Source organism: Rhizobium sp. RU33A, assembly GCF_900156055.1.
Taxonomy (GTDB): Bacteria; Pseudomonadota; Alphaproteobacteria; order Rhizobiales; family Rhizobiaceae; genus Allorhizobium.
In genome coordinates this window covers 282,532-306,281 of sequence record NZ_FTMQ01000003.1, presented here as the reverse complement: position 1 = coordinate 306,281, position 23,750 = coordinate 282,532, and the positions used below count along the sequence as shown (strand labels likewise).

The 23,750-nt window shown below is 61.9% G+C and carries 25 protein-coding genes; 14 read left to right on the top strand and 11 right to left on the bottom strand.

The annotated features are described in order from the left end of the window. The 5 genes from mltG to fabD all read right to left on the bottom strand — a co-directional run bounded on the left by mltG (position 1) and on the right by fabD (position 5,027). A complete protein-coding gene (mltG, locus tag BW978_RS12380) occupies positions 1–1,218 on the bottom strand; it encodes an endolytic transglycosylase MltG (protein ID WP_076395526.1) in 1,218 nt (405 codons plus the stop codon). 195 nt (positions 1,219–1,413) lie between these two features. Continuing rightward, entirely contained in the window at positions 1,414–2,670 is a 1,257-nt protein-coding gene (fabF, locus tag BW978_RS12375; protein ID WP_076395524.1) for a beta-ketoacyl-ACP synthase II, read from the bottom strand. Between the two features lie 132 nt (positions 2,671–2,802). Continuing rightward, entirely contained in the window at positions 2,803–3,039 is a 237-nt protein-coding gene (locus BW978_RS12370; protein WP_006727438.1) for an acyl carrier protein, read from the bottom strand. A gap of 275 nt (positions 3,040–3,314) precedes the next feature. After that, positions 3,315–4,052: a 3-oxoacyl-[acyl-carrier-protein] reductase gene (gene fabG / locus BW978_RS12365; RefSeq protein WP_076395522.1), complete on the bottom strand. Its 738-nt coding sequence runs from the start codon at positions 4,050–4,052 to the stop codon at positions 3,315–3,317. 30 nt (positions 4,053–4,082) lie between these two features. Beyond that, complete coding sequence (gene fabD / locus BW978_RS12360) at positions 4,083–5,027, bottom strand: ACP S-malonyltransferase (RefSeq protein WP_076395520.1); 945 nt, start codon at positions 5,025–5,027, stop codon at positions 4,083–4,085. A gap of 209 nt (positions 5,028–5,236) precedes the next feature. Here fabD and BW978_RS12355 point away from each other — a divergent pair, with 209 nt between their 5' ends. From BW978_RS12355 to rplI, 6 genes are all read left to right on the top strand, one after another. Next, complete coding sequence (locus tag BW978_RS12355; protein ID WP_076395518.1) at positions 5,237–6,280, top strand: aldo/keto reductase; 1,044 nt, start codon at positions 5,237–5,239, stop codon at positions 6,278–6,280. A gap of 134 nt (positions 6,281–6,414) precedes the next feature. Further along, positions 6,415–7,347, top strand: a complete 933-nt coding sequence (locus BW978_RS12350) for a calcium/sodium antiporter (protein ID WP_076395516.1) — start codon at positions 6,415–6,417, stop codon at positions 7,345–7,347. Positions 7,348–7,657: 310 nt separating this feature from the next. Continuing rightward, the gene (gene rpsF, locus BW978_RS12345) at positions 7,658–8,122 is read left to right on the top strand and encodes a 30S ribosomal protein S6 (RefSeq protein ID WP_076395514.1); all 465 of its coding nucleotides are present in this window, start codon (positions 7,658–7,660) and stop codon (positions 8,120–8,122) included. Between the two features lie 23 nt (positions 8,123–8,145). After that, a complete protein-coding gene (gene rpsR / locus BW978_RS12340; RefSeq protein ID WP_003502063.1) occupies positions 8,146–8,394 on the top strand; it encodes a 30S ribosomal protein S18 in 249 nt (82 codons plus the stop codon). A gap of 182 nt (positions 8,395–8,576) precedes the next feature. Beyond that, positions 8,577–9,554: a DUF2232 domain-containing protein gene (locus BW978_RS12335; RefSeq protein ID WP_076395512.1), complete on the top strand. Its 978-nt coding sequence runs from the start codon at positions 8,577–8,579 to the stop codon at positions 9,552–9,554. A 13-nt stretch (positions 9,555–9,567) separates the two neighbouring features. Continuing rightward, the gene (gene rplI, locus BW978_RS12330) at positions 9,568–10,143 is read left to right on the top strand and encodes a 50S ribosomal protein L9 (protein ID WP_076395510.1); all 576 of its coding nucleotides are present in this window, start codon (positions 9,568–9,570) and stop codon (positions 10,141–10,143) included. An 85-nt stretch (positions 10,144–10,228) separates the two neighbouring features. On the opposite strand, the gene BW978_RS12325 is transcribed toward rplI, so the two are convergent. Genes BW978_RS12325 through BW978_RS12315 form a run of 3 tightly spaced genes read right to left on the bottom strand, consistent with a single transcriptional unit; the run spans position 10,229 to position 13,428 of the window. Beyond that, entirely contained in the window at positions 10,229–11,275 is a 1,047-nt protein-coding gene (locus BW978_RS12325; protein ID WP_076395508.1) for an HlyD family secretion protein, read from the bottom strand. Between the two features lie 24 nt (positions 11,276–11,299). Beyond that, complete coding sequence (locus BW978_RS12320; RefSeq protein ID WP_076395506.1) at positions 11,300–12,976, bottom strand: MFS transporter; 1,677 nt, start codon at positions 12,974–12,976, stop codon at positions 11,300–11,302. Then, positions 12,973–13,428 (bottom strand): MarR family winged helix-turn-helix transcriptional regulator, encoded by a 456-nt coding sequence (locus BW978_RS12315; RefSeq protein ID WP_076395504.1) that lies wholly within the window; start codon positions 13,426–13,428, stop codon positions 12,973–12,975. The genes BW978_RS12320 and BW978_RS12315 overlap by 4 nt, the downstream gene beginning before the upstream one ends. Positions 13,429–13,836: 408 nt before the next feature. On the opposite strand from BW978_RS12315, the gene BW978_RS12310 reads away from it, so the two are divergent. After that, positions 13,837–15,333 carry a replicative DNA helicase gene (locus tag BW978_RS12310; RefSeq protein WP_076395502.1) on the top strand — a complete coding sequence of 499 codons (1,497 nt, stop codon included), beginning with the start codon at positions 13,837–13,839 and terminating at the stop codon, positions 15,331–15,333. A 39-nt stretch (positions 15,334–15,372) separates the two neighbouring features. Here BW978_RS12310 and BW978_RS12305 read toward each other — a convergent pair whose 3' ends face one another. The 3 genes from BW978_RS12305 to BW978_RS12295 all read right to left on the bottom strand — a co-directional run bounded on the left by BW978_RS12305 (position 15,373) and on the right by BW978_RS12295 (position 17,303). Next, positions 15,373–15,675 carry an AzlD family protein gene (locus BW978_RS12305; RefSeq protein ID WP_076395500.1) on the bottom strand — a complete coding sequence of 101 codons (303 nt, stop codon included), beginning with the start codon at positions 15,673–15,675 and terminating at the stop codon, positions 15,373–15,375. Next, positions 15,672–16,370 (bottom strand): AzlC family ABC transporter permease, encoded by a 699-nt coding sequence (locus BW978_RS12300; RefSeq protein WP_076395498.1) that lies wholly within the window; start codon positions 16,368–16,370, stop codon positions 15,672–15,674. The genes BW978_RS12305 and BW978_RS12300 overlap by 4 nt, the downstream gene beginning before the upstream one ends. 69 nt (positions 16,371–16,439) lie before the next feature. After that, positions 16,440–17,303, bottom strand: coding sequence for an AraC family transcriptional regulator (locus tag BW978_RS12295; protein WP_076395497.1), 864 nt, complete (start codon positions 17,301–17,303; stop codon positions 16,440–16,442). Positions 17,304–17,387: 84 nt separating this feature from the next. Between BW978_RS12295 and alr the strand changes: the two genes are divergently transcribed. The 7 genes from alr to BW978_RS12260 all read left to right on the top strand — a co-directional run bounded on the left by alr (position 17,388) and on the right by BW978_RS12260 (position 23,750). Continuing rightward, complete coding sequence (gene alr / locus BW978_RS12290) at positions 17,388–18,554, top strand: alanine racemase (RefSeq protein ID WP_076395495.1); 1,167 nt, start codon at positions 17,388–17,390, stop codon at positions 18,552–18,554. An 87-nt stretch (positions 18,555–18,641) separates the two neighbouring features. Beyond that, a complete protein-coding gene (locus tag BW978_RS12285; protein WP_244551953.1) occupies positions 18,642–18,935 on the top strand; it encodes a type II toxin-antitoxin system ParD family antitoxin in 294 nt (97 codons plus the stop codon). Continuing rightward, complete coding sequence (locus BW978_RS12280; protein ID WP_076395491.1) at positions 18,892–19,182, top strand: type II toxin-antitoxin system RelE/ParE family toxin; 291 nt, start codon at positions 18,892–18,894, stop codon at positions 19,180–19,182. The genes BW978_RS12285 and BW978_RS12280 overlap by 44 nt, the downstream gene beginning before the upstream one ends. A gap of 3 nt (positions 19,183–19,185) precedes the next feature. Further along, positions 19,186–20,589 (top strand): DNA repair protein RadA, encoded by a 1,404-nt coding sequence (gene radA / locus BW978_RS12275; RefSeq protein ID WP_076395489.1) that lies wholly within the window; start codon positions 19,186–19,188, stop codon positions 20,587–20,589. An 88-nt stretch (positions 20,590–20,677) separates the two neighbouring features. Continuing rightward, positions 20,678–21,271 carry a CvpA family protein gene (locus BW978_RS12270; protein WP_076395487.1) on the top strand — a complete coding sequence of 198 codons (594 nt, stop codon included), beginning with the start codon at positions 20,678–20,680 and terminating at the stop codon, positions 21,269–21,271. 126 nt (positions 21,272–21,397) lie between these two features. Continuing rightward, on the top strand, positions 21,398–22,888 hold the full coding sequence (gene purF, locus BW978_RS12265) for an amidophosphoribosyltransferase (protein WP_054150707.1): 1,491 nt from the start codon (positions 21,398–21,400) through the stop codon (positions 22,886–22,888). A 121-nt stretch (positions 22,889–23,009) separates the two neighbouring features. Then, a complete protein-coding gene (locus BW978_RS12260) occupies positions 23,010–23,750 on the top strand; it encodes an SDR family NAD(P)-dependent oxidoreductase (protein WP_076395485.1) in 741 nt (246 codons plus the stop codon).

The window sequence follows — 23,750 nt, the reverse complement described above, 5'->3', positions numbered from 1 at the left end:
TCAGTTATTGGCCGACGGATCGACTTCCGGATCGACATCGAGGGTCGCTGGCGGCGTTTGAGCCCGCTCGGCCTCGATCTTGCGCCAGCGACGGACATTCGCATTGTGCTCGTCGAGCGTCTTGGCAAAGGCGTGACCACCGGTTCCGTCGGCGACGAAATAGAGATCTTCCGTCTTCCACGGATGGGCGACCGCCTCGAGGGCAGCACGGCCCGGATTGGCGATCGGGCCCGGCGGCAGCCCCCTGATCACATAGGTGTTGTAGGGCGTTTCCTTGCGGATATCAGACTGATAGATCGGGCGATCTGCGGGTTTGCCGTCACCGCCAAAAAGGCCATAGATGATCGTCGGGTCCGATTGCAGGCGCATGCGCTTGTTCAACCGGTTGATGAAGACCGAGGCGACATGGGCACGCTCGTCGTCCTTGCCAGTTTCCTTTTCGACGATCGAAGCCAGCGTGACGAATTCTTCCTTCGTGGTGACCGGCAGATCCGGATCGCGCTTTTCCCAGATCTGATCGATCAGGCGCTCCTGGGCGGCGCGCATCTGAGCAACGATCTCGGCACGGTTGGTGCCGCGTGTGAACTTGTAGGTATCCGGACGCAGGCTGCCTTCCGGCGGAAGCTCCGCAGGCAGGTCACCTTCAAGCACCGGATCGGCGGCAAGCCGCAGGAACATCTGTTTGACGGTCAGGCCTTCCGGGAAGGACACCGAATACAGGATGGACTTGCCGGATTCGAGCAGCGCCGTGATCTCCTTCATCGAAGAGCCGGCCTTAATCTCATATTCGCCGGCCTTCAGCGTCTGGCCGTCCGTGAGATAGGTCGTCGTCACATACCGATAGATCCGGGCGTCAGAGACGATGCCGTTGCGTTCCAGGTTGTTGGCTATCTCGGCGAGGCCAGCACCGCTGCGCACAACGAAATTGGTGTTGGCGACGAGCGGACCGGGCTTTTGGTAGCTGTCCATGACATAGAAGAAGCCGGCAACGGCCACGACGCTGACGAAGACCACCATGGTCATCAGGAAGTTCAGGAAGATCACCAGCTGGCTGCGCGCCTTGCGCGAGCGGCGCGGCGGCTGCGGCACGCGCTCGGGGCGCAGGGCCTCGTTCGGCGACTTCGGAATGAAGGGTCCCTTGCCCGGCTGGGTCTCGGCATCGCGGCCGAAGGAGACACCGTTGTTCTGGCTACCGCCGTTCTGGCTGTTGTCGGTCACCGGCAATCCTTCTTTGTTTCGCACTCGCGGCTGTTTTATCCAGCAATGCGGCAAAAATCCGGGTCATCGTCCGGCACAGATGCGCCGGGCGTTGGCATGATTTCTACCCGCTAAAAGTGGTGGCGGGCAAGAGCGCCCGGTCTTCATCCAGTGCAATCGCGGGCGGCAGATCAGCGACCGGCCGCCCGGGTGCGATCAGGCCTCGTAGCGCTTCAGCACCAGCGAGGCATTGGTTCCGCCAAAGCCGAAGGAATTCGACAAGGCGACGTTGATCTCGCGCGGTCTCGCCTTGTGCGGGACGAGGTCGATCTTGGTCTCGACATCGGGAGTGTCGAGGTTGAGCGTCGGCGGCGCGATGTTGTCGCGGATCGCCAGCGCCGAGAAGATTGCTTCCACCGCACCGGCCGCACCAAGCAGGTGACCGATGGCCGACTTGGTCGACGACATCGAGACATTTTCGGCGTGATCGCCGAGCAGGCGCTCGACGGCACCCAGCTCGATCGTATCGGCCATGGTCGAGGTGCCGTGGGCGTTGATGTAGTCGATATCGGACGGCGTCAGACCGGCACGTTTCAGCGCCATGGTCATGCAGCGGAACGCACCGTCACCATCTTCGGAGGGAGCCGTGATGTGGAAGGCGTCGCCCGAGAGACCGTAGCCGACAACTTCGGCATAGATCTTGGCGCCGCGGGCCTTGGCGTGTTCCAGCTCTTCCAGAACGACGATGCCAGCGCCTTCGCCCATGACGAAGCCATCACGATCCTTGTCATATGGACGCGAGGCGGCGGTCGGGTTGTCGTTGCGGGCGGTCGACAGCGCCTTGCAGGCGGCAAAGCCGGCGAGCGAGATGCGGCTGATCGGCGATTCGGTACCGCCGGCGACCATGACGTCGGCATCGCCGAGCGCGACCAGACGGGCAGCATCACCGATCGCATGGGCACCGGTCGAGCAGGCTGTCACGACGGAATGGTTCGGGCCACGCAGCTTGTGGCGGATCGAAACCTGGCCGGAGGCGAGGTTGATCAGGCGGCCCGGAATGAAGAAGGGCGAGAGGCGACGCGGGCCCTTGTCGCGCAGGATGTGGCCGGCTTCGACAATGCCTTCGAGGCCGCCGATGCCGGAGCCGATCAGGACGCCCGTGGCACACTCTTCTTCGTAGTTCTTTGGTGCCCAGCCGGCATCCTTCAACGCCATATCGGCTGCAGCAAGGGCATAGATGATGAAGGCGTCAACCTTGCGCTGGTCCTTGGGCTCCATCCAGTCGTCGGGGTTCCAGGCGCCCTCGCCTTCGGTCGGGATGCGGCAGGCGATCTTGGCCGGCAGATCCTCAACCTCAAATTCCGTGACCAGGCGGGCACCGCTCTGGCCGGCCAGTAGCCGCTGCCAGGTCAGTTCCGTTCCACATCCCAGAGGCGATACCATGCCGGTACCGGTGATGACGACACGTCTCATCGTGCGAAGCCCACCCTAAATTGGTTGACCGAAGTCACTGTAAACAAAGGTCCAGATACAACAAGGCCCGCTCATCGCGGGCCCAAGCGGATAGGACGGGCTCGCGCCCGCCTTCCGCAGCAGTGTGATCGATCAGGCCTGGGCCTTCTCGATGAACTTGACGGCGTCGCCGACCGTCAGGATCGAGTCAGCTGCATCGTCCGGGATCTCGACGCCGAATTCTTCTTCGAAGGCCATGACGAGTTCGACGGTGTCGAGCGAGTCAGCGCCCAGATCGTCGATGAAGCTCGCGCCTTCGACGACCTTTTCAGCGTCAACGCCGAGATGATCAACTACAATTTTCTTCACGCGTTCTGCGATATCGCTCATGTCGGTATCCTCGACCTTCTAAAATTCAGAGGGAGCCTTAATGGCGTCCCTACCCTGCATTCAGCCAGTGACGCTTTCGTCCCACCAGCAAACCTGTTCGGCCCTGACCCAGAGCGGTTTATGCAAACAAAAGCATAAACTTCGGCTCATGAGACGGAGCAACTGCTCACAGTCATGGCCCGCTTAACACGGTTTAAGCGCGCCGCAAAGCCTGAAATTCGCCCCCTTGCCTTGGTGAACATCCTATTGCGCAGGGGCTGCTTCCGGCGATGAGATCAGATCATCGCCATGCCGCCATTCACGTGCAACGTCTGCCCGGTCATGTAGGCTGCCTCGTTGGAGGCGAGGTAAACGACTGCGGAAGCGACTTCTGCGCCCGTGCCCATGCGCTTCATCGGGATGGCGCCCATGATCGCATCCTTCTGCTTGTCGTTCAGCTTGCCTGTCATGGCGCTTTCGATGAAGCCCGGCGCCACGCAATTGACCGTCACGTTGCGCGTGGCAATTTCCTGGGCGAGCGACTTGGAAAAGCCGATCATGCCGGCCTTGGAGGCGCAGTAATTGGCCTGGCCCGGATTGCCGGTCACGCCGACGATCGAGGTGATGTTGATGATGCGGCCGAAGCGGCGGCGCATCATCGGATGGGTCAGCTCGCGCGTCAGGCGGAAGACAGCCGTCAGGTTGACTTCGAGCACCGCATCCCAGTCGGCATCCGACATGCGGACGAACAGGCCGTCCTTGGTGATGCCAGCATTGTTGACGAGGATGTCGACGCCTTCGAGTTCGGCTTCGGCCTTTTCGCCGAGCGCCTTGACTTCGTCGCGATCGGAAAGGTTCGCCGGGAAGATCTTGACGCGGTCGCCGAGCTCGGCGGCCAGCGCTTCCAGTTTTTCGACGCGCGTGCCGTGCAGGCCGACAATTGCGCCCCGGGCATGCAGCTGGCGGGCGATTTCTTCGCCGATGCCTCCGGTGGCGCCAGTCACGAGGGCCTTGCGGCCGGTCAGATCAAACATGGTCGGGTTCCTTGTTGTTCGTTGGAGCGATCAGCCGTTGAGGGCGGCGATCGCAGCGTCAATGTCGGCTGGGCCGTTGACGGCCACACCGTTGATGTTCTTGTCGATGCGGCGGGCAAGGCCTGTCAGGACCTTGCCGGCACCCACTTCATAAAGCGTGGTCACGCCATTAGTGCCGAACCACTCGACCGTCTCGCGCCAGCGCACCTGGCCGGTGACCTGCTCAACGAGCAGATCAGCGATTTCGGACGGGGATGTCACAGGAGCGGCACGCACATTGGCGACTAGCGGCACGATGGGATCACGCTTCTCGACCTTGGCCAGCGCCTCGCGCATGGCGTCGGCTGCCGGGCCCATCAGGGCCGAATGGAAGGGTGCGGAGACCGGCAGCATGATGGCGCGCTTGGCGCCCTTTTCGGTGGCGAGTGCTGCGGCCTTCTCGACGGCGGCCTTACCGCCGGAGATGACAAGCTGTCCGCCGCCATTGTCATTGGCGATCTGGCAGGGACCGATTGCGGAGGCTTCCGTGCAGATCGCCTGCACATCGCCGTGCTCGAGGCCGATGATGGCGGCCATAGCGCCTTCACCCACGGGGACGGCGGCCTGCATGGCATTGCCGCGAATGCGCAGGAGACGCGCGGTGTCTGCGATCGAGAAGGTGCTGGCAGCACAGAGTGCGGAATACTCGCCGAGCGAATGGCCGGCGACGTAGGCAACCTTGGACTTGAGATCCAGGCCCTTGGCTTCCAGCACGCGGATGACGGCCATCGAGACGGCCATCAGCGCCGGCTGGGCGTTGGCGGTCAGCGTCAGTGTCTCTTCCGGACCATTCCACATGATGTCGGACAGCTTCTGGCCGAGCGCTTCGTCGACCTCTTGGAAGACGGCACGGGCTTCGGCAAAATTGTCGGCAAGGTCCTTGCCCATTCCGACGGCCTGGCTGCCCTGACCGGGAAAGGTGAATGCGACTGACATGGGCGTGTCTCCCTTGGTTTTTTCCTGTCAATTCACAGTTGGCCCTTGCGAGTCAAGCCTTGGCACCATTCCTCGACCGGCCGAAACACCGCAAATAGAGGGCTGTTCCACAGCTATCGACATCTTGCGATGCATCAATTTCTGACTAGATTGCTCCGGAACTGATCCCGCCTCCCAAGGCAATCCCTCCACATCAGAGGCTTCCCCCCATGAAGATGAACCGGCTCGGCCGAACTGATATCCTTGTTTCCGAAATCTGCCTGGGCACGATGACCTGGGGCTCGCAGAACAGCGCTGAGGAAGCCTATGCGCAGATGGATTATGCGCTCGACCACGGCGTCAACTTCTTCGACACGGCCGAACTTTATCCTACGACGCCACTTTCGGCGGAGACCTATGCGGACACCGAACGCCTGATGGGCGACTGGTTTGAAAAGACCGGCAATCGCGACAAAGTGGTTCTGGCAACCAAAGTCGTCGGCCCTGGCCGCCCCTATATCCGCGAGGGCAAGCCGATCACCGGCGCCGTAGTCAGGCAAGCGCTCGACGCCAGTCTGAAGCGATTGAAGACCGACTATGTCGACCTCTATCAGATCCACTGGCCAAACCGCGGGCATTTCCACTTCCGCGGCGCCTGGAGCTACAATCCTTACAAACAGGACAAGACAACGGCCTCCGCCGACATCGCGGAAATCCTGGATGCCTTGGGCGAGTGTGTGAAGGCCGGCAAGCTTCGGGCGGTCGGACTGTCCAACGAGACCACCTGGGGCACACAGAAATACCTGACGCTTGCCGAAGCCAAGGGGCTTCCGCGTGTCGCGACGATCCAGAACGAGTATAATCTGCTCTATCGCCACTACGATCTCGATCTGGCTGAACTCTCTCACCACGAAGACGTTGGCCTGCTCGCCTATTCACCGCTTGCGGGTGGTATTCTCTCGGGCAAATATCTCGACGGAAAGAAGCCGGCGGGCTCGCGTGGCTCGATCAATGGTGACATCGGCGGCCGTCTCGTGCCGCATCAGGAAGCGGCAACGCGCGCCTATGTCGAGCTTGCGGCCAAGCATGACATTGATCCCTCGGCCATGGCGCTCGCCTTCTGCCTGACGCGCCCGTTCATGGCCTCCGTGATCATTGGCGCAACGACGATGGAGCAGCTGAAGACCAATATCGACGCTGCAGAGCTAAGTCTGTCCGACGAAGTGATGCAGGAGATCGCCAAGATCCATCGCCTCTATCCGATGCCGATCTGACGACACGGATACCGGGAAGCCGTCCGACCAACAAAAACGTGAACGGACGTGACCTAAACATCGCCGCAGTGCATCACCACCTGCGGCGACGATCACATATCGGCCGTTTGGGCCTAGTTTTATGGGGGTTTGTCTTGGATTACCTGTTCGTGGCCGGGGGCCTGGTCGGCCTTTATTTCGGGGCCGAATGGCTCTTGCGGGGCGCTATCGCCGTGGCGCAGAAGCTCGCCATACCGACGCTGATCGTCTCGCTCGTCATCGTCGGCTTCGGCACATCCATGCCGGAGCTACTGGTCTCAGTCCGTGCCGCCCTCACCGGTTCCTCCGACATCGCGCTTGGGAACGTCGTCGGCTCTAACACGGCCAACATCCTCCTGATCGTCGGAGCCTGTGCGATGATCTTCCCGATCACGCATTGGGACAAGGGTGTGAAACGCGACACCTATGTGATGATCGGCGCTGCCGTTCTGTTGCTGGGTCTCGTCCAGTTCGAGGCCATCGGGCGAATCGCAGGCCTCCTCATGGTCGCGGGTCTGATCGCCTACATCGTCTACGCCTATGTTCAGGGTAAGGGTGCGATCGAAGAAGTGGCGAATGAAGACGTCAAGCACGAGATACTCGGCACGGGCTTCATGACCCTTCTCATCCTCGGTGGTCTGGCCACCCTGTTTGTCGGCGCGGAACTCCTTGTCCGCGGCGCGACCAACCTCGCCCGCGACTTCGGCGTCTCGGAAGCCGTCATCGGCCTGACGGTCGTTGCCGTCGGCACCTCGCTGCCGGAGCTTGCGACCGGCATCATGTCGGCGCTGCGCAAGCATTCCGACATCATGATCGGCAACATCGTCGGCTCGAACATCTTCAACATCCTGTTCATCCTCGGCGTCACCTCCGTCATTCAGCCGATCGTCATCGCACCGCGCTTTGCGAGCTTCGACATTCCGGTCATGCTGGGCGTCACCCTTGGCTTTGCCTTCCTGCTTCTCGCCCATCTCGGGGTCCGCAGGCTGACAGCGGGCGCGATGATCGTTGCGTACATCGGATATACGATTGCACTCGTGCAGGTCTGAACCTGCTCCTACGGATGTGAAGCCAGAGGGCCGCCGGCAGAAAATGCCGTGCGGCCCTTGCTTTTGTGGCCAATGCGCGTATAAGCGCGCCGTTCACAACACCCGGTCTCTGGCTGGTGGCTGAACGGAGGGCTGGCAGGTCGATGAGGCTTGCAGCAGGAACCATAAGGTTTCCGGTCTCCCGTGTCTCCGCTCTCGACCGTCTCGAACACAACACTTTTCTTGCCGCGGCACACGCCGCACAGGAGCAGTCTGTGAGGCTTAGCGCCGGATCCGGGTGACGACAACCGCAAGAAAAGGCAAAGCTTACATGGCTCTTTACGAACACGTATTCCTTGCCCGGCAGGATATGTCCGCTCAGCAGGTTGATGCCCTCGTCGAACAGTACAAGGGTGTTATCGAAGCTAACGGCGGCAAGGTCGGGCGCGTAGAAAATTGGGGCCTCAAGTCCCTGACCTACCGCATCAAGAAGAACCGCAAGGCTCACTACGCCCTCATGGACATCGACGCTCCGGCACCGGCCGTCCATGAAATGGAGCGCCAGATGCGCATCAACGAAGACGTTCTTCGTTACATGACCATCGCTGTTGAAGCCCACGAAGAAGGCCCGTCTGCCATGATGCAGAAGCGCGACCGTGACGACCGTCCGCGTCGTGATGGCGACGATCGTGGCCCGCGCCGCGACTTCGGTGACCGTGGCGATCGTGGTCCGCGTCCGGACCGTGGCCCGCGTGAAGGTGGCTTCGAGCGTCGTCCGCGCGAAGACCGCGCGTAATCTGAGCAATAGGAGAACACACAATGGCTGATGCATCCTCTTCTCAGGCACGTCGTCCTTTCCATCGTCGTCGCAAGACCTGCCCCTTCTCGGGCGCAAATGCTCCGAAGATCGACTACAAGGACGTCCGTCTCCTGCAGCGCTACATTTCTGAGCGCGGCAAGATCGTTCCTTCGCGTATCACCGCAGTTTCCCAGAAGAAGCAGCGCGAACTGGCCCAGGCCATCAAGCGCGCCCGTTTCCTCGGCCTGCTGCCTTACGTCGTAGCGTAATCTGATCCGAAGCCTGCCGACCTTTGTCGGCGGGCTTCATCCCTTCCGCGTTGGGCGCGGATCGGAACCGACTGCCAGATGGCGCGATTGCCGCGACGTCAGGTGAAAACCCATGTTGGGGATGGCTCTTGCGAGATCGCGTTAGCCCTTCCCCTAACTGCTAGAACAGCAGGACAGCGACATTGAAGAACCTGGATGCGAAATCGCTGACGACCGGCTTTGTTGCCGGCATTACCGCCGCCCTGCTCGTGCTGGGTGCTGCGGCACAGCCCACGCTTGCCTCCATCCTCTATGCTGCTTCCGCCCTTCCCGTTCTGATCGTCGGCCTCGGCTGGGGCAATGCCGCCGCCATCACCGCGATCATCACGGCCGCCCTTCTCGGCATGGTCAGCGTATCGCCGACATTTGCCTTCGGCATGGCAATCTTCACGCTCGGGCCGGCTGGCTGGCTGGCACATCTGTCGAGCCTGGCGCGCCCCGCGTCTGAAATCGGTGGCCCTGACCACCTGATGGCCTGGTATCCGCTTTCCGATATCCTACTCCAGCTCTGTGCTTTCGTGTCGATCGCCGTCGTCGTGCTCGGCGTGATCATTGGCTTTGGCCCCGAATTCACGGGCCAGCTTGTTGATGCGATGACGCAGGCCATGAGCACGCAGGATCCGGCCATGCTGCCCGATGCGGTGGCGCTCGAGCAGTTGAAGCGGACCATGGTCATCCTGCTGCCGATCATCCAGGGCGGCACTTGGGTTCTGCTGCTGACGATGATGTACTACATCGCCATGCGGATCGTCACGGCTTCCGGCCGCAACAAGCGTCCGCGCGAAGATTTTCCGTCGGCGCTCCGGATGAACCGCAACACGGTCTTCATCTTCCTCGCCGGCATCATCGGCTGTTTCCTGGGCGGGGTGCCCGCCATGATCGGCGCCGTTGTCTGTGGTACCTTCGGCGCAGGCTTCCTGATGGCTGGCTTTGCCTCCATGCATCTCAAGACGCGGGGCAAGGACTGGCGCCTGCCGGCCCTCGTGCTCGCCTATCTCTCTTCGATCATGCTGCTTCCGCTCATGATCCCCTTCATCATCGGCCTTTCGGACACACGAAGGACCGTTGCCCTGACGCCGGCCGGCAAGGCCGACACTTCAAACTCCGACACTGACAACTGAAAGGAACAGGATCATGCAGGTCATTCTCCTCGAACGCATCGCAAAGCTCGGCCAGATGGGCGAAACCGTAAAGGTTCGCGACGGCTTCGCTCGTAACTACCTTCTGCCGCAGGGCAAGGCGCTGCGCGCCAACGAAGCCAACAAGAAGCGCTTCGATTCAGAGCGCGCCACGCTCGAAGCCCGCAACCTCGAGCGCAAGTCGGAGGCCCAGACGGTTGCCGACGCTCTCGCCGGCAAGTCCTTCATCGTCGTCCGTTCGGCTGGCGAAACCGGCCAGCTCTACGGTTCGGTCGCTGCTCGTGACGTCGTCGAAATCTTGGGCGCCGAAGGCTTCAACATCGGCCGCAACCAGGTCGAGCTGAACACCCCGATCAAGGCCATCGGCCTGCATCAGGTTACGCTGCACCTGCATGCGGAAGTCGAGCTGTCCGTCGAGCTCAACGTGGCCCGTTCGGCCGAAGAAGCCGAGCGCCAGTCCAAGGGCGAAAGCCTGACCTCGGCCGACGCCATCTACGGCGTTGACGAAGACGCTCTTCGTCCGGAAGACTTCTTCGATCCGGACGCCGACATGGACGGCGAAGACGACTAATCGCTCCCACCTTCGGGTGTAGCGTTACAAAAAGGCTCGGCCCTGCATTTGCAAGGCCGGGCTTTTTTGTCGTCGGACGCCTCCCTCAGGCGGGTTCGGCACTCTTGTCGATACGCACAACGACTGACATGCCTGGTGTCAGGATCGAATTGGCATCCTGTGGGTTCTCGATTGCAATCCTAACCCCCATGCGCTGCGCGATCTTGACGAAGTTGCCACTGGCATTGTCAGCCTTGATCACCGAGAATTCTGAGCCCGTGGCAGGCGAGAAGCGCTCGATGCGGCCCCGCAAAGCCTTGCGATTGAGTGCGTCCACCTGGATGTCGACGGGCTGACCGACAGCCATGCCGGCAAGCTGGGTCTCCTTGAAATTGGCGATAATCCAGACATCCTGCGGCACAACCGCCATCAATTGAGTGCCTGCGGAAACATATTGACCGATGCGCACGCCAACCTCGCCAAGCCTGCCTTCGCGGGGAGCGCGAATTTCGGTGTTGGACAGATCGATCTTGGCCAGTTCCACTGCGGCCTGCGCATTGGCGACAGCCGCTTCGAGCGAGCCACGGTTGACGATGATGGTCTGCAGGTCCTGGCGCGAAACTTCGACGGCGGCCTTTGCCTGTGCCATGCCGGCCCGGGCGCGATCGAGTGTGGCATGAGCCTGTTCCTGGGCGCTGGTGGTCGCGACGCCACTGCGGATCAGGCTGTCCTGACGGTCCGACTGACTTTGTGCCTGTTCAAGGTCGGCATTAGCCGAATCCACGGCAGCTTCGCTGGAGGCGATCCTCGCCTGGGCCGCAAGCTCCTGCTGGTGCGAATTGTCGAGTGCGGCTTTCTGCGTGGCAAGGGCAGCCTCTGCCTGTGCGAGCTTTTGGCGATAGATGCGATCGTCGATGCGCGCGAGGATCTGGCCCTTCTCGACGGGCTGGTAATCCTGCACCGGCACGTCGACGACATAACCGCTGACCTGCGGGCTCAAAGTGGTGACATAACCCCGAACATAAGCGTTATCGGTCATTTCGACCGAGCTCGTGAAGGGCGGCAGGCGCCAGGCGTAGAGCACCAGCGACGTGCCGAGCAACGCTCCGATGATGATCAGGATGGTGACGGGGGTGAACATTTTCTTCAACATGGTGGCGGACTCTTTTTCGAAATATCAGGATTGGGTGGCTTGCTCGACCGGCGCGGCTCGCATGTTGCGCAAACCATTCCAGGCGAGATGGATGACGAGCACGGCAAGCGCTGCGGTCGTCACGAGTGAGATCAGGAGGAAGGTGTCGGTGTAGGCGAGGACGTAAGCCTCGCGTGTTACCTGCTGCGACAGGAGGACGAGCCCTTCTGCCTTGAGAATGGTCGGGTCGGCGATGACCTTGCCATAAGCACCAGCCAATTGGCTGACACGCTGGGCGACTTCGGGCCGGGTGAGGAGAATGTTCTCGACCAGATGGGCCGAATGGAACTTCTCGCGAATGGTGACGAAGGTGCCAAGCAGCGACGTCGTCAAAAGGGCGCCGGTGATCTGTGTGAAGAGGAAGATCACGATGAAGTTGATGATGTAGGTCGGTCCCTTTTGCAGGGCTCCCATGAAGCCCTTGGCCATGACGGGTGGCAGGAACATGGCGGCGCCGAAGGCGATCATGCTCTGGCTGAGATAGAACTGCTCGGGACGGGTCAGGCTGGTAGCCTGACTGTCGAGATAGGCGCCGCCGGCGATCAGAACGAGAGCGATCACATGCGCCGCCGCAACGAATCTCGACGACATCAGGACCATGCAGAAGAGCCCGCCGGCGACCAAGGTGATCAGGACGAAGCCCCAGAGCGCGAATTGCTGGTCGTTGAGCAGTCCGATCTGCTGGAAGAAGCTGACGGCGGTCGATGACTGCTCCGAAGACACAGCGCGAAAGATCAGAAGTACGGCAGCCATATGCAGGTTGTCGCGCGAGAAGATCCAACGGAAGTCGAGCATCGGATTTGCACGGTGTGCCTCGATCAATGCCGTTGCGGCAACGAACAGGATCGATGCAGCAAGCAGCGCCCCAAGCCACCAGGTTTCGAACCACCAGTACAGGCGACCGAGCGTCAGGAAGACGGCGAGACAGCCGATGCCAGCTGCCAGCAACAGGTAGGAAAGGATGTCGATACGCTCGATCACCTTCGCCCGTGGGGGTGGGGTGAGTGGCAATGCGAAGATGATGGCCATGGAAATCAGCGCCAGACCGACCTCCAGGGAATAGAGCGCCTGCCAGCCTTCGACCTGAAGCAGGCCGGGCGAGATCATCCGCGCCAGCGGCGCAGCGAGCAATGTGCCCGTCAAGGCAATGGTGAGCCCATGAGTGAGCTTCCGCTGCAGTGGAAAAGCCTCCAGCACATACATGAAGCCCAGTGTCGAGATCGGAGCCGCGGCACAGCCGCTGATGAAGCGCACGACAAGGGCGGAATGCAGGTCGTCGACGAACAGATTGAGCGCAGAGGCCAGCACGAAGAGCAGGATGCTCCACTCCGCAAATGGTCGAAGACCATATTGGGTCCGCACCTTGAAGAGCGCGATCGAGAGTGTCGCATAGGGCGCCATGTAGGCAGCGGAAAGCCAGGCCGCCTCGACTGCAGTCGCAGAGAATTCGCCCTGCAACTGGAAGAGATTGGCATTGACGATGTTCATTCCCAATCCCTGGGTGATGAACAGCAAGAGGCCGGAAGCCACATAGATCGCGCCGAGCCAGAGAGGCTTGGTCGCAGGCATGGCGGGTGCGGTCGGCTCGGCAGGTGTTGCGGACGCAGGCGCTCTGGTTTCATCCGCCAGGACCGGCTTGGCGGTTTGGACAACCGTGCTCATGGCCGCACCTTTTTCTGGTCGAGGTGCTGGAGATTGCGGGTCAGCCGCCGGACGACGGACAGGGCAATTTCGATGTCGTCTTCGGAGATTTCATCGGCGATCTCTTCACGCAAGCCGGCGGCCAGAACATGCATCCTGTCAAAGGCCAAATTGCCAGCTTCGGTCATGGCGATGCGCTTGGCGCGACGATCGTGTGCGTCCTCTGTCCGGACGATCAGATCCTGGCGCGCCATGCCGTCGAGCACGCGCACGAGCGTCGGCGTCTCGATTTCGAGTTCCTCGGCCAGTTCCTTTTGCGTCATCGGACCGCGGCGGGCGATGGCAAAAAGCGCGCGGGCCCGAGCGAGCGTCAGCCCCTCCTCCCGCACGGCGGCGTCGAAGAAGGCCCGGAGCTTGCGGTTGAAGGCCGACATTTCGTCAAAGAGCTGCTCGTTTTGGGACTGCCGCGACATCTGCAACGCCTCCTACTAATTAGGTTGCTATCTATATTGACCCTAATTAATCGTCGTGCGTCGGAAAACAAGCGTGTGCATGAGATGGCAGCCATGCAGCTTGCGCATGGAGCAGGTTTGCAGCCCAGGAAGTGTAGGCGAACGCACGAGATCCGATCTGGCCACGCGCCGATCCGCCCGGTGATGCATTTTCGCGATCAATCCAACGTGCCGCTCTGATACAATGAAAGCTCGCGAGGCCGATTCGCCTGATGTCACAGTCAACCGAAAAGATCGGATTGCTCGGCTTTTTCTAAAGTTGCGTTGGGGCGCCTGTGAATCAATGTGGGTTGCTGCGCTGGCCATTCCGCTGGCCCGAGTTCTCGCTATGGTGCAGCCACCGCCGACCCACTGAACGGATACGAACGAATGAATGATGCTGCGCGCAAACTGAGCCCGGTCCAAGCGGCTGAGCCGCTCTATCGGGAGGCTCCGAACAATATCGAAGCCGAACAGGCCCTGCTCGGTGCCATTCTCGTCAACAACGATGCCTTCTACCGCGTTTCGGACTTCCTGAAGCCCGAACATCTCTATGAGCCGCTGCACCGGAAAATCTTCGAGGTAGCCTCCGAGATCATCCGCATGGGCAAGACGGCAAACCCGGTCACGATCAAGACCTTCCTGCCGGCCGACCAGAAGGTCGGTGACCTGACGGTGGCGCAATATCTCGCTCGTCTGGCCTCCGAAGCGGTCACCATCATCAATGCGGAGGACTATGGTCGCGCTATCTACGATCTGGCGCTGCGCCGCTCGCTGATCCAGATCGGTGAGGATGTCGTCAACATCGCCTATGATGCACCGCTCGACATGCCGCCGCAGGCGCAGATCGAAGACACCGAACGCCGCCTCTTCGCGCTGGCCGAAAACGGCCGGTACGACGGCGGCTTCCAGTCCTTCTCGGATGCGGTCGCCCAGGCCGTCGACATGGCAGGGGCTGCTTTCGAGCGTGACGGCAACCTCTCGGGCGTCTCCACCGGCATCATGTCGCTCGATGCCAAGATGGGCGGTCTGCAGCGCTCCGACTTGATCGTGCTCGCGGGTCGTCCGGGTATGGGCAAGACCTCGCTTGCCACCAACATCGCCTGGAACATCGCGGCGGCTTACGAGCCGGAAGTCCTGCCCGACGGCTCCTTCAAGGCGAAGAACGGCGGCGTCGTCGGCTTCTACTCGCTCGAAATGTCGGCTGAACAGCTGGCTACGCGTATCATGTCCGAACAGACGGAAGTCTCCTCCTCGAAGATCCGTCGCGGTGACATCACCGAGCACGAATTCGAAAAGCTTGTCGGCTTTTCCCAGACCATGCAGAAGGTGCCGCTGTTCATCGACCAGACCGGTGGCATCTCGATTGCTCAGCTCGCTGCCCGTGCCCGTCGTCTGAAGCGTCAGCGCGGTCTCGACTTCCTTGTCATCGACTATATTCAGCTGATGACCGGCTCCGGCAAGTCGGGCGAAAACCGCGTTCAGGAAATCACCCAGATCACCACCGGCCTCAAATCGCTGGGCAAGGAACTGAACGTGCCGATCGTTGCACTTTCCCAGCTCTCCCGTCAGGTTGAAAATCGCGAAGACAAGCGCCCGCAGCTCTCCGACCTTCGCGAATCGGGTTCGATCGAGCAGGACGCCGACGTCGTGCTCTTCGTGTTCCGCGAGGAATACTATGTGAAGAACCTCGAGCCTCGCGATATCGCCGATCCGAAGTATCCGGAATGGGAAGCGCATATGGAAAAGGTAAAGGGTACGGCCGACGTCATCATCGCCAAGCAGCGTCACGGACCGACCGGCACCGTCAAGCTCGCCTTCCAGTCGGAGTTCACCCGCTTTGCGGATCTGGCCGAACCGAGCTTCATCCAATACGAAGAACCGTGAGATCGGAGGGCGCCCCGGAGGCGCCCTTTCCTTTCGGCGCTAGAGACCTGCAGCCCTCAAGACTGCAACGGTGACCACACCGGCGGCAGCGGCGGGCAGAAGCGGCAGGCGGGTTGCCGCAAAGGCCACCACCGCACAGCCTGCGGTCTCCGCCCAGCCGGTAGCAAAGGCCGTCGGCGTCACCACAGCCATCAGCACCGAGGGCGGGATCGCTCCCAGGATCTCTTCGGCTTGCGGCGACAGTTGCAGGAGCTGACCGACCAGCAATCCCGCCTGCCGCGTCGCAATCGTTGCGACCGTCATGGCGAGGATCGCAAACAGTGTGTTCATGTCGATCGTCATGCCCCTGCCTCCCCGCCCCGCGAACTGAAAGCTGCGACGGCGACACCACCGAGCGCGCCGGCGAGAATGTACCAGACACCGGGCACGAACTGGTGGACGACCAGTGCACTGAAACCGCTGCCCACGAGAATTAGACCCGTGCGCGATCCGCGCCAGAAGCCGGCGATGAGGATGACGAAGACCGCGGGAAAGACGAAGTCCATGGCGATCACGGCGGGATCGCCGACGAGGCCTCCGAGCAAGGCGCCAAACAGCCCTGACAGCACCCAGGCAGCATAAAAGGGCAAGGCGGCACCGAAGAACCAGGCCGATGTGAGGCGATGCTCTCGGGCATGGAATTCGGCCACGGCCCAGATCTCATCGGCGAGGAAGAGCATGGAAATGATCTTCTGCCGGAGCGAGAAAGCCACCATGCGACGCGCGATCGAGGCGCCCATCAGGACATGCCTCACATTGACGAGCAGGGCCGCCATGCCGAGTGCTGCGATGCTCGCGGGGTGGCTCCAGAGATTCATGGCGACAAACTGCGAGCCGCCGGCAAAGACCAGCGCGCTCATCAGCATTGCCTCGAGCGCCGAGAGCCCCTTGGTGGCAGCGACCGCGCCGAAGACGAGCCCGATCGGCACAACGGCGACGGTGAGCGGCAGTGTGGATCGGAAACCCTGGCGGATTTCGGCGGTAACCTTGGGCGGCATGCATACTCCCTCACGCGAGTGTCTCGCCGGGATAAGCCCGCCTTTCTTCGAGGTCTTGAAGGAAAGTGATCAGCCAGCGCGGAAAACGGCAGGGGTGAGGCCAGTGCGGGCCTTGAACTGGCGGGTCATATGCGCCTGATCCGCGAAGCCACAGGCCGCTGCCGTGTCCGACGGGGTGGCGCCCGATCTCAGCAGATGGCGGGCGTGGCGGATGCGCATGTCTGTCTGGAAGGCATGCGGCGTGATGAAATACTGCTTGCGGAAGGCGCGGATCATGTGGGCACGGCTGAGGTTCGCCACTTTCGCCAGCGTCTCGAGGCCGATCTCCTCATCGAAGTGGGCAGCGATATGATCGCGGACCCGGCGCATGGCGCGCGGTTCGCTATGGTCAGGGGCGCGGATGATCTCACTGCCGTGGCGGGCGAACATGGTGGCGAGAACACAATACATGCTCTCCTCACCTTCCAGTGCCGCAACCTCACCGCTCTCGATCCGGCGGTGCGCGAGGTTGAAGGCCTTGGCGAGTTCTGGGTCGGTCAGAAGCTGTCGACCGAAGCTCGGCATGCCATGGAAGGCGCGGCCCGTCACGTCCTCGATGATGTCGATCAACAGCGCGACCTCGGGATAGATCATCCGGTAGCGATACCCGTCCGGCGCGCCGGGCTGGCCGTCATGGATCTCGCCCGGATTGATCAGGTAAAGAGCGCCAGGGCCGGTATGCTCGCGCGTGCCGCGAATGCTTGCCACCTGGCAGCCGACCTCAATGGCGCCGATCGAGAAGGTGTCGTGCGAATGCGGCGAAAATTCATGGGTGATGAAGGAAGCGGTGAGGCACTCCATGTCGCGGAAGCGCCCGTCCCGCCAGAAGCGGGTTCGCTCCTTGCGTGAGACCGGATTGGCCTCGGCGGCCTCCTGCTGCGAAACACTGTGCATAGCAGCATAATATCGGGCCGCCGCATTTTCGTCTTGAAGAAAAGTGCTAGGGTCGGCGCATCGATCAACTGACCCGAAGCCTTCATGACAGACCGTTTCACCATCCTCGATGCGCCGGAGGAGTTTCTTTCGGCACCCCTGCGCCTGACCGTCGATCTCTCCGCGATCGCCGCTAACTGGCGGGAGATGGCGAGACGTTCCGGCAAGGCCCGGACGGCCGCCGTCGTCAAGGCGGATGCCTATGGTCTCGGCATCGAGGATGTCGGTCAGGTTCTGTATCACGCGGGCGCCCGCGACTTCTTCGTCGCGGTGCCGGCGGAGGGAGCCACACTCCGCCCCTATGCGCCTGAGGCTCGCATCTTCGTGCTGTCAGGCATCTGGCCGGGCCAGGAAGAGATCTTCTTCCAGAACGATCTCGTGCCCGTTATCGCATCCGAGGAACAGCTTGCCTTCTGGATGGCCGTGCTCACCGAGCGTGGCCCCTACCCTTGCGCCCTGCATGTCGATACCGGCTTCAACCGGCTGGGACTACCGATGGCCGACGCGCTGGCGCTGACCGACGATGTCTCGCGTCCGGCAAGCCTCGATCCTGTGCTTGTCATGAGCCACCTCGCCTGCGGCGACGACACGTCATCACCGATGAACCGGCAGCAGCTCGAGAGATTTCAGGCCGTTAGCGTCGCTTTCGAAGGTGTCGATTCCAGTCTGTCGGCATCAGCCGGCATCTTCCTCGGGTCCGATTACCACTTCGATCTCACCCGACCCGGAATCGCGCTCTATGGCGGTGAGGCAGTCAACGGCGCCAGGAACCCGATGCAGCCGGTGATCAAAGCCGAGGCCCGCATCCTGCAGATCCGCGAGGCCAAGGCTGGCGAAAGCGTCTCTTACGGCGCAACGCATGTGCTGGCCCGCGACAGCCGGCTTGCGGTCGCCAGCGTCGGTTATGCGGATGGCTATCTGCGCAATCTCTCCGGCTCCGGGATTGCTTTGCGCGGGACAGGAATCGCTGGTGCAGAGGGGGTAATCGCCGGCCGGCGTGTGCCGGTCGTCGGCCGGGTGACCATGGATATCACCATCTTCGACATCACCGATCTCCCAGACAATGCGGTGCGCAGCGGCGACTATGTCGAACTCCTCGGCCCCTCCATGCCGCTCGACGAGGTGGCCCGCGCCGCCGGTACGATCGGCTACGAAATGCTCACCGGACTTGGGCTGCGCTATGAGCGGATCTATCTCGAGGGGGAAGACTGAGGTCTGGCGCGGGCGGATTTGTTCTGCTATTGTTCCGAAAATTGCAAGTCTCTTCACCGAACGGAGTCCGTCGTGCGGAACATTCAGTTGAGCAAGCAGGATGCTGAATTCGTAGAGGAACAGATGAATTCCGGGCTTTACGAAAGTGTCGACGCCGTCGTCACGGCAGGCCTTGCCCTGTTGCGAGAGCAGGAGGAAGCAATCCTTCGCGAACTCATCCAGGAGGGAATTGATGACGTTGAGGCGGGACGTGTCATGAGCTTCGACAGCGCAGAGGAACTGACGGCCTACATCATGGGGATGGCGGAGGAACGGGAGGATGGGACCACGTCGACTGGTGCTGACCAAAAGGGCACTCAGCGATCTTCGCGCCCATTATGACTACATCCTCGCATTCGACCCCATCGCCGCTAAACGTCTTCTGCACGAAATCAACAGAAAGATGGAGTGGATCGCCGAGCTGGGTATCACCGGTGCTCCTCGCTCATTCATCCCCGGACTGAGAGCGTTTCCATTCAAGAGCCGATGCATCTATTTCACGATCTCTGATGAGGCGATTACCGTGCTGCGCATCACGCACGGCCGTCAAAACATCTCCCCCGACGATTTCCCCGAAAGCGACCTGTAATTCATGGCCAAAGCCAAGACCCAATTCATCTGCCAGAACTGCGGCACTGTGCATTCCCGCTGGGCGGGCAAATGCGATGGCTGCGGCGAGTGGAACACCATCGTCGAGGAAGATCCGATGGGCGGGATCGGCTCCGGTCCCGGCAAGGCGCCGAAAAAGGGTCGGCCCGTCACCCTCACCTCGCTGTCTGGCGAAATCGAGGAAGCGCCGCGCATTCCGACAGGCATGGGTGAACTCGACCGGGCAACCGGTGGCGGTTTTGTGCGCGGTTCGGCGGTCCTCATTGGCGGGGACCCTGGCATCGGCAAGTCGACGCTCCTGATGCAGGCGGCGGCGGCGCTGGCGCGGCGTGGTCATCGGGTGATCTATGTCTCAGGCGAAGAGGCGGTCGCGCAGGTCCGGCTACGCGCGCAGCGCCTGGGTGCTGCCGATACGGACGTGCTGCTCGCCGCCGAAACCAATGTCGAGGACATCCTCGCCACCATCTCCGAAGGCAAACGGCCGGACCTCGTGATCATTGATTCGATCCAGACGCTGTGGAGTGACACCGCCGACAGCGCGCCGGGGACCGTGACCCAGGTGCGCACCGGGGTTCAGGCGATGATCCGCTATGCCAAGCAGACCGGGGCCACCATGGTGCTGGTCGGTCATGTCACCAAGGAAGGCCAGATTGCCGGTCCCCGTGTCGTCGAGCACATGGTCGATGCCGTCCTCTATTTCGAGGGCGATCGCGGCCATCACTACCGCATCCTGCGCACGGTGAAGAACCGCTTCGGACCGACCGACGAGATCGGCGTCTTCGAAATGTCGGACAAGGGTCTGCGCGAAGTCGCCAATCCATCCGAACTCTTCCTCGGCGAACGCAATGAGAAGGCGCCAGGTGCCGCTGTCTTTGCCGGCATGGAAGGCACGCGGCCCGTTCTGGTCGAGGTGCAGGCGCTGGTGGCTGCTACCTCGCTCGGTACGCCGCGCCGAGCGGTCGTCGGTTGGGATTCGTCCCGCCTCGCCATGATTTTGGCGGTATTGGAGGCGCATTGCGGGATCAGGCTCGGTCAACATGACGTTTACCTGAACGTTGCCGGCGGCTACCGGATCAGTGAACCGGCAGCCGACATGGCAATTGCTTCGGCACTGGTTTCGTCGCTGGCCGGTATTGCCCTTCCGGCCGATTGCGTCTATTTCGGCGAAGTCAGCCTGTCGGGGGCGGTGCGGCCGGTGGCCCACACGGCCCAAAGGCTGAAAGAGGCGGAAAAGCTCGGTTTCTCCGCTGCGGTCTTGCCGGCTGCCTCCCCGGACCTTCCAAAGGGTTCGGCTGGCAAATGGAGGGAAGTGGACAGCCTTCCCGATCTCGTGGCGCGGATCGCCGGTTCCCGGCTGAAAGCCCCCACGGGTCAGGAGGACGGTTGATCCGGTCCGACGCGTGGTATCACGCGTTCCGGCGGAATCGCGGTGACATCAATGCCGGTCTTTTCCGGCAGCCTTGGAGTTGGTATTTATGCCCATCACAATTTTCGACGGTATCGTCATCGGTGTCGTTCTGTTTTCAGCGGTGCTGGCGATGGTACGCGGCTTCTCGCGTGAAGTGCTGTCCATCGCGAGCTGGGCGGGCTCGGTTGCTGCCGCCTACTATCTCTATCCCCTGCTCGTTCCCTATCTGATGAGCTATACCGATGATCCGCGGATCGCCATGGCAGGCTCTGCCGGCATCATCTTCCTGATTGCGCTGATCATCATTTCCTTCATCACCTCGCGCATTGCCGACTTCATCATCGACAGCCGCATCGGTGCGCTCGACCGCACGCTCGGCTTTCTCTTCGGCGCAGCCCGCGGCTTGCTGTTGCTCGTCGTTGCAGTGGCCTTCTGGAACTGGTTGATCAACGAGCCGCAGCGACCGGACTGGGTCAACAACTCCAAGTCAAAGCCTTTCCTCGACTCGCTCGTGCAGAAACTCGAGGCCGTCCTGCCGGAAGACATCGAGCCGCAGATCCGCGAGCGCATCCTCGGCCGCGACGAGCCGGAAGCCGGCGCTGCTGGCGAAACGGCTCCCGCCGAGCAGGCGCCCGAACAGGCTCCGGCCCAGAACAACTGATCCTCTCGCGGCTTCGGCCGCGCGACATGAGACAAGACACAGATGCCGCCGGATCGGGACAGACCGGCGGCTTCCCTGTTCAAAGCGCAGCATCCCGCGTCTGTCCCCGGAGCAAAGGCCCTCGCCATGAAGCAGATCAGCCCTTCTTACGTCGTCTATGGCAGCCAGGACGACAAGTTCCACGAGGAATGCGGCGTGTTCGGCATTCTCGGTCATCCGGATGCTGCAACCCTGACAGCGCTTGGCCTGCACGCCCTGCAGCATCGAGGCCAGGAAGCAGCCGGCATCGTCTCCTTCGACGGACGCCAGTTCTATACCGAAAAGCACATGGGCCTCGTCGGTGACCACTATACCAATCCGGCGACGCTCGCGAAGCTGCCCGGCCCACAGGCGATCGGGCACACGCGCTATTCGACAACTGGGGAAGTTGCACTGCGCAACGTCCAGCCGCTGTTTGCCGAGTTGGAAGAAGGCGGCATTGCAATCGCCCATAACGGCAACTTCACCAACGGTCTGACGCTCCGCCGCCAGATCATCGCCACCGGCGCGATCTGCCAGTCGACTTCGGATACCGAAGTGGTGCTGCATCTGATCGCCCGCTCGCGCCATGCTTCGACCACCGACCGGTTCATCGATGCGATCCGCCAGATGGAAGGCGGCTATGCGATGATCGCGCTCACCCGCACCAAGCTGATTGCCGCCCGCGATCCGATCGGCATCCGTCCGCTCGTCATGGGCGAACTCGACGGCAAGCCGATCTTCTGCTCGGAGACCTGTGCGCTCGACATCATCGGCGCGAAGTTCGTCCGCGACGTGAAGAACGGCGAAGTGGTGATCTGCGAAACGCAGGCCGACGGCTCCGTGACGATCGAGTCCCGAATGCCGGCCCGTCCCCTGCCGGAACGCGTCTGCCTGTTCGAATATGTCTATTTCGCGCGGCCTGACTCGGTCGTTGCCGGCCGCAACGTCTACACCACCCGCAAGAATGCCGGGATGAACCTGGCCAAGGAAGCGCCGGTCGAAGCCGATGTCGTAGTGCCCGTGCCGGATGGCGGCACGCCGGCTGCCCTCGGCTACGCACAGCAAAGCGGCATCCCCTTCGAATACGGCATCATCCGCAACCACTATGTCGGCCGGACCTTCATCGAGCCCACGCAGCAGATCCGCGCTTTCGGCGTCAAGCTCAAGCATTCGGCCAACCGGGCGATGATCGAGGGCAAGCGCGTCGTACTGGTGGATGATTCCATCGTGCGCGGCACGACCTCGCTGAAGATCGTCCAGATGATCCGCGATGCCGGCGCAAAGGAGGTGCATATCCGCGTCGCCTCCCCGATGATCTTCCATCCTGATTTCTACGGCATCGACACGCCGGATCGGGACAAGCTGCTTGCCAACCAGTATGCCGGCGACGAGGCGATGGCGAAGTATATCGGCGCGGACTCGCTTGCCTTCCTATCGATCGACGGCCTCTACACCGCTGTCGGCGGCGCTCCGCGTGATCCCGCGAACCCGCAATTCACCGACCACTATTTCACCGGCGACTATCCGACGCGCCTCGTCGACAAGGAAAGCGAGAAGCCGGGCCGCAAGGAAAGCATGCTCGCCGCCAACGGCTGAGCTCCAGAGCAGGTCCAGCAAAAGTGCGCCAGCGGTTTTGCGTCCGGACTGCGTTAAAACAAGGAGATAGAGCATGTGAACCGGCTCACGCCGGCCATGCTCTAGGGATACAGGACAGACCATGACCATCGACCTCAAGGGACGGCTTGCGCTCGTCACCGGCGCCTCGCGCGGCATCGGCTATTTCACCGCGATCGAACTCGCCAAGGCCGGCGCGCATGTGATTGCTTGCGCACGCACCGTCGGCGGGCTGGAAGAGCTTGACGATGCGATCAAGGCGGTTGGCGGTACGGCGACGCTGGTCCCCTTCGACCTCGCGGACATGGCCGCCATCGACCAGCTCGGCGGACATATCTTCGAGCGCTGGGGCAAGCTCGACATCGCCGTCCTTAATGCCGGTGTGCTCGGTGTCATCTCGCCGATCGGCCATGTCGAGGCGAAGGTCTTCGACAAGGTCATGACAATCAACGTGACTGCCACCTGGCGCCTTATCCGTTCGCTGGAGCCGCTGCTCGTCAAGTCAGATCAGGGCCGTGCGCTGATCCTGTCGTCGGGCGCTGCGCACAAGTGCCGCCCGTTCTGGGGCCCCTACTCCGCCTCCAAGGCCGCCGTCGAGGCCCTCGCCCGCACCTGGGCGGCCGAGACCCAGCGCCTGCCTCTGCGCGTCCTGTCGGTCGATCCCGGTGCAACCCGCACCGCCATGCGCGCACAAGCCATGCCGGGCGAAGATCCAGCCACTCTGCCGCATCCGTCCGAAGTTGCCGCCAAGCTCTTGCCGCTCGTCGGCCCGGACCAGACGGAAACGGGCAAGCTGTTCATCGTTCGCGAAGGCAAGATGGTCGACTACCGGATGCCGGAGTAG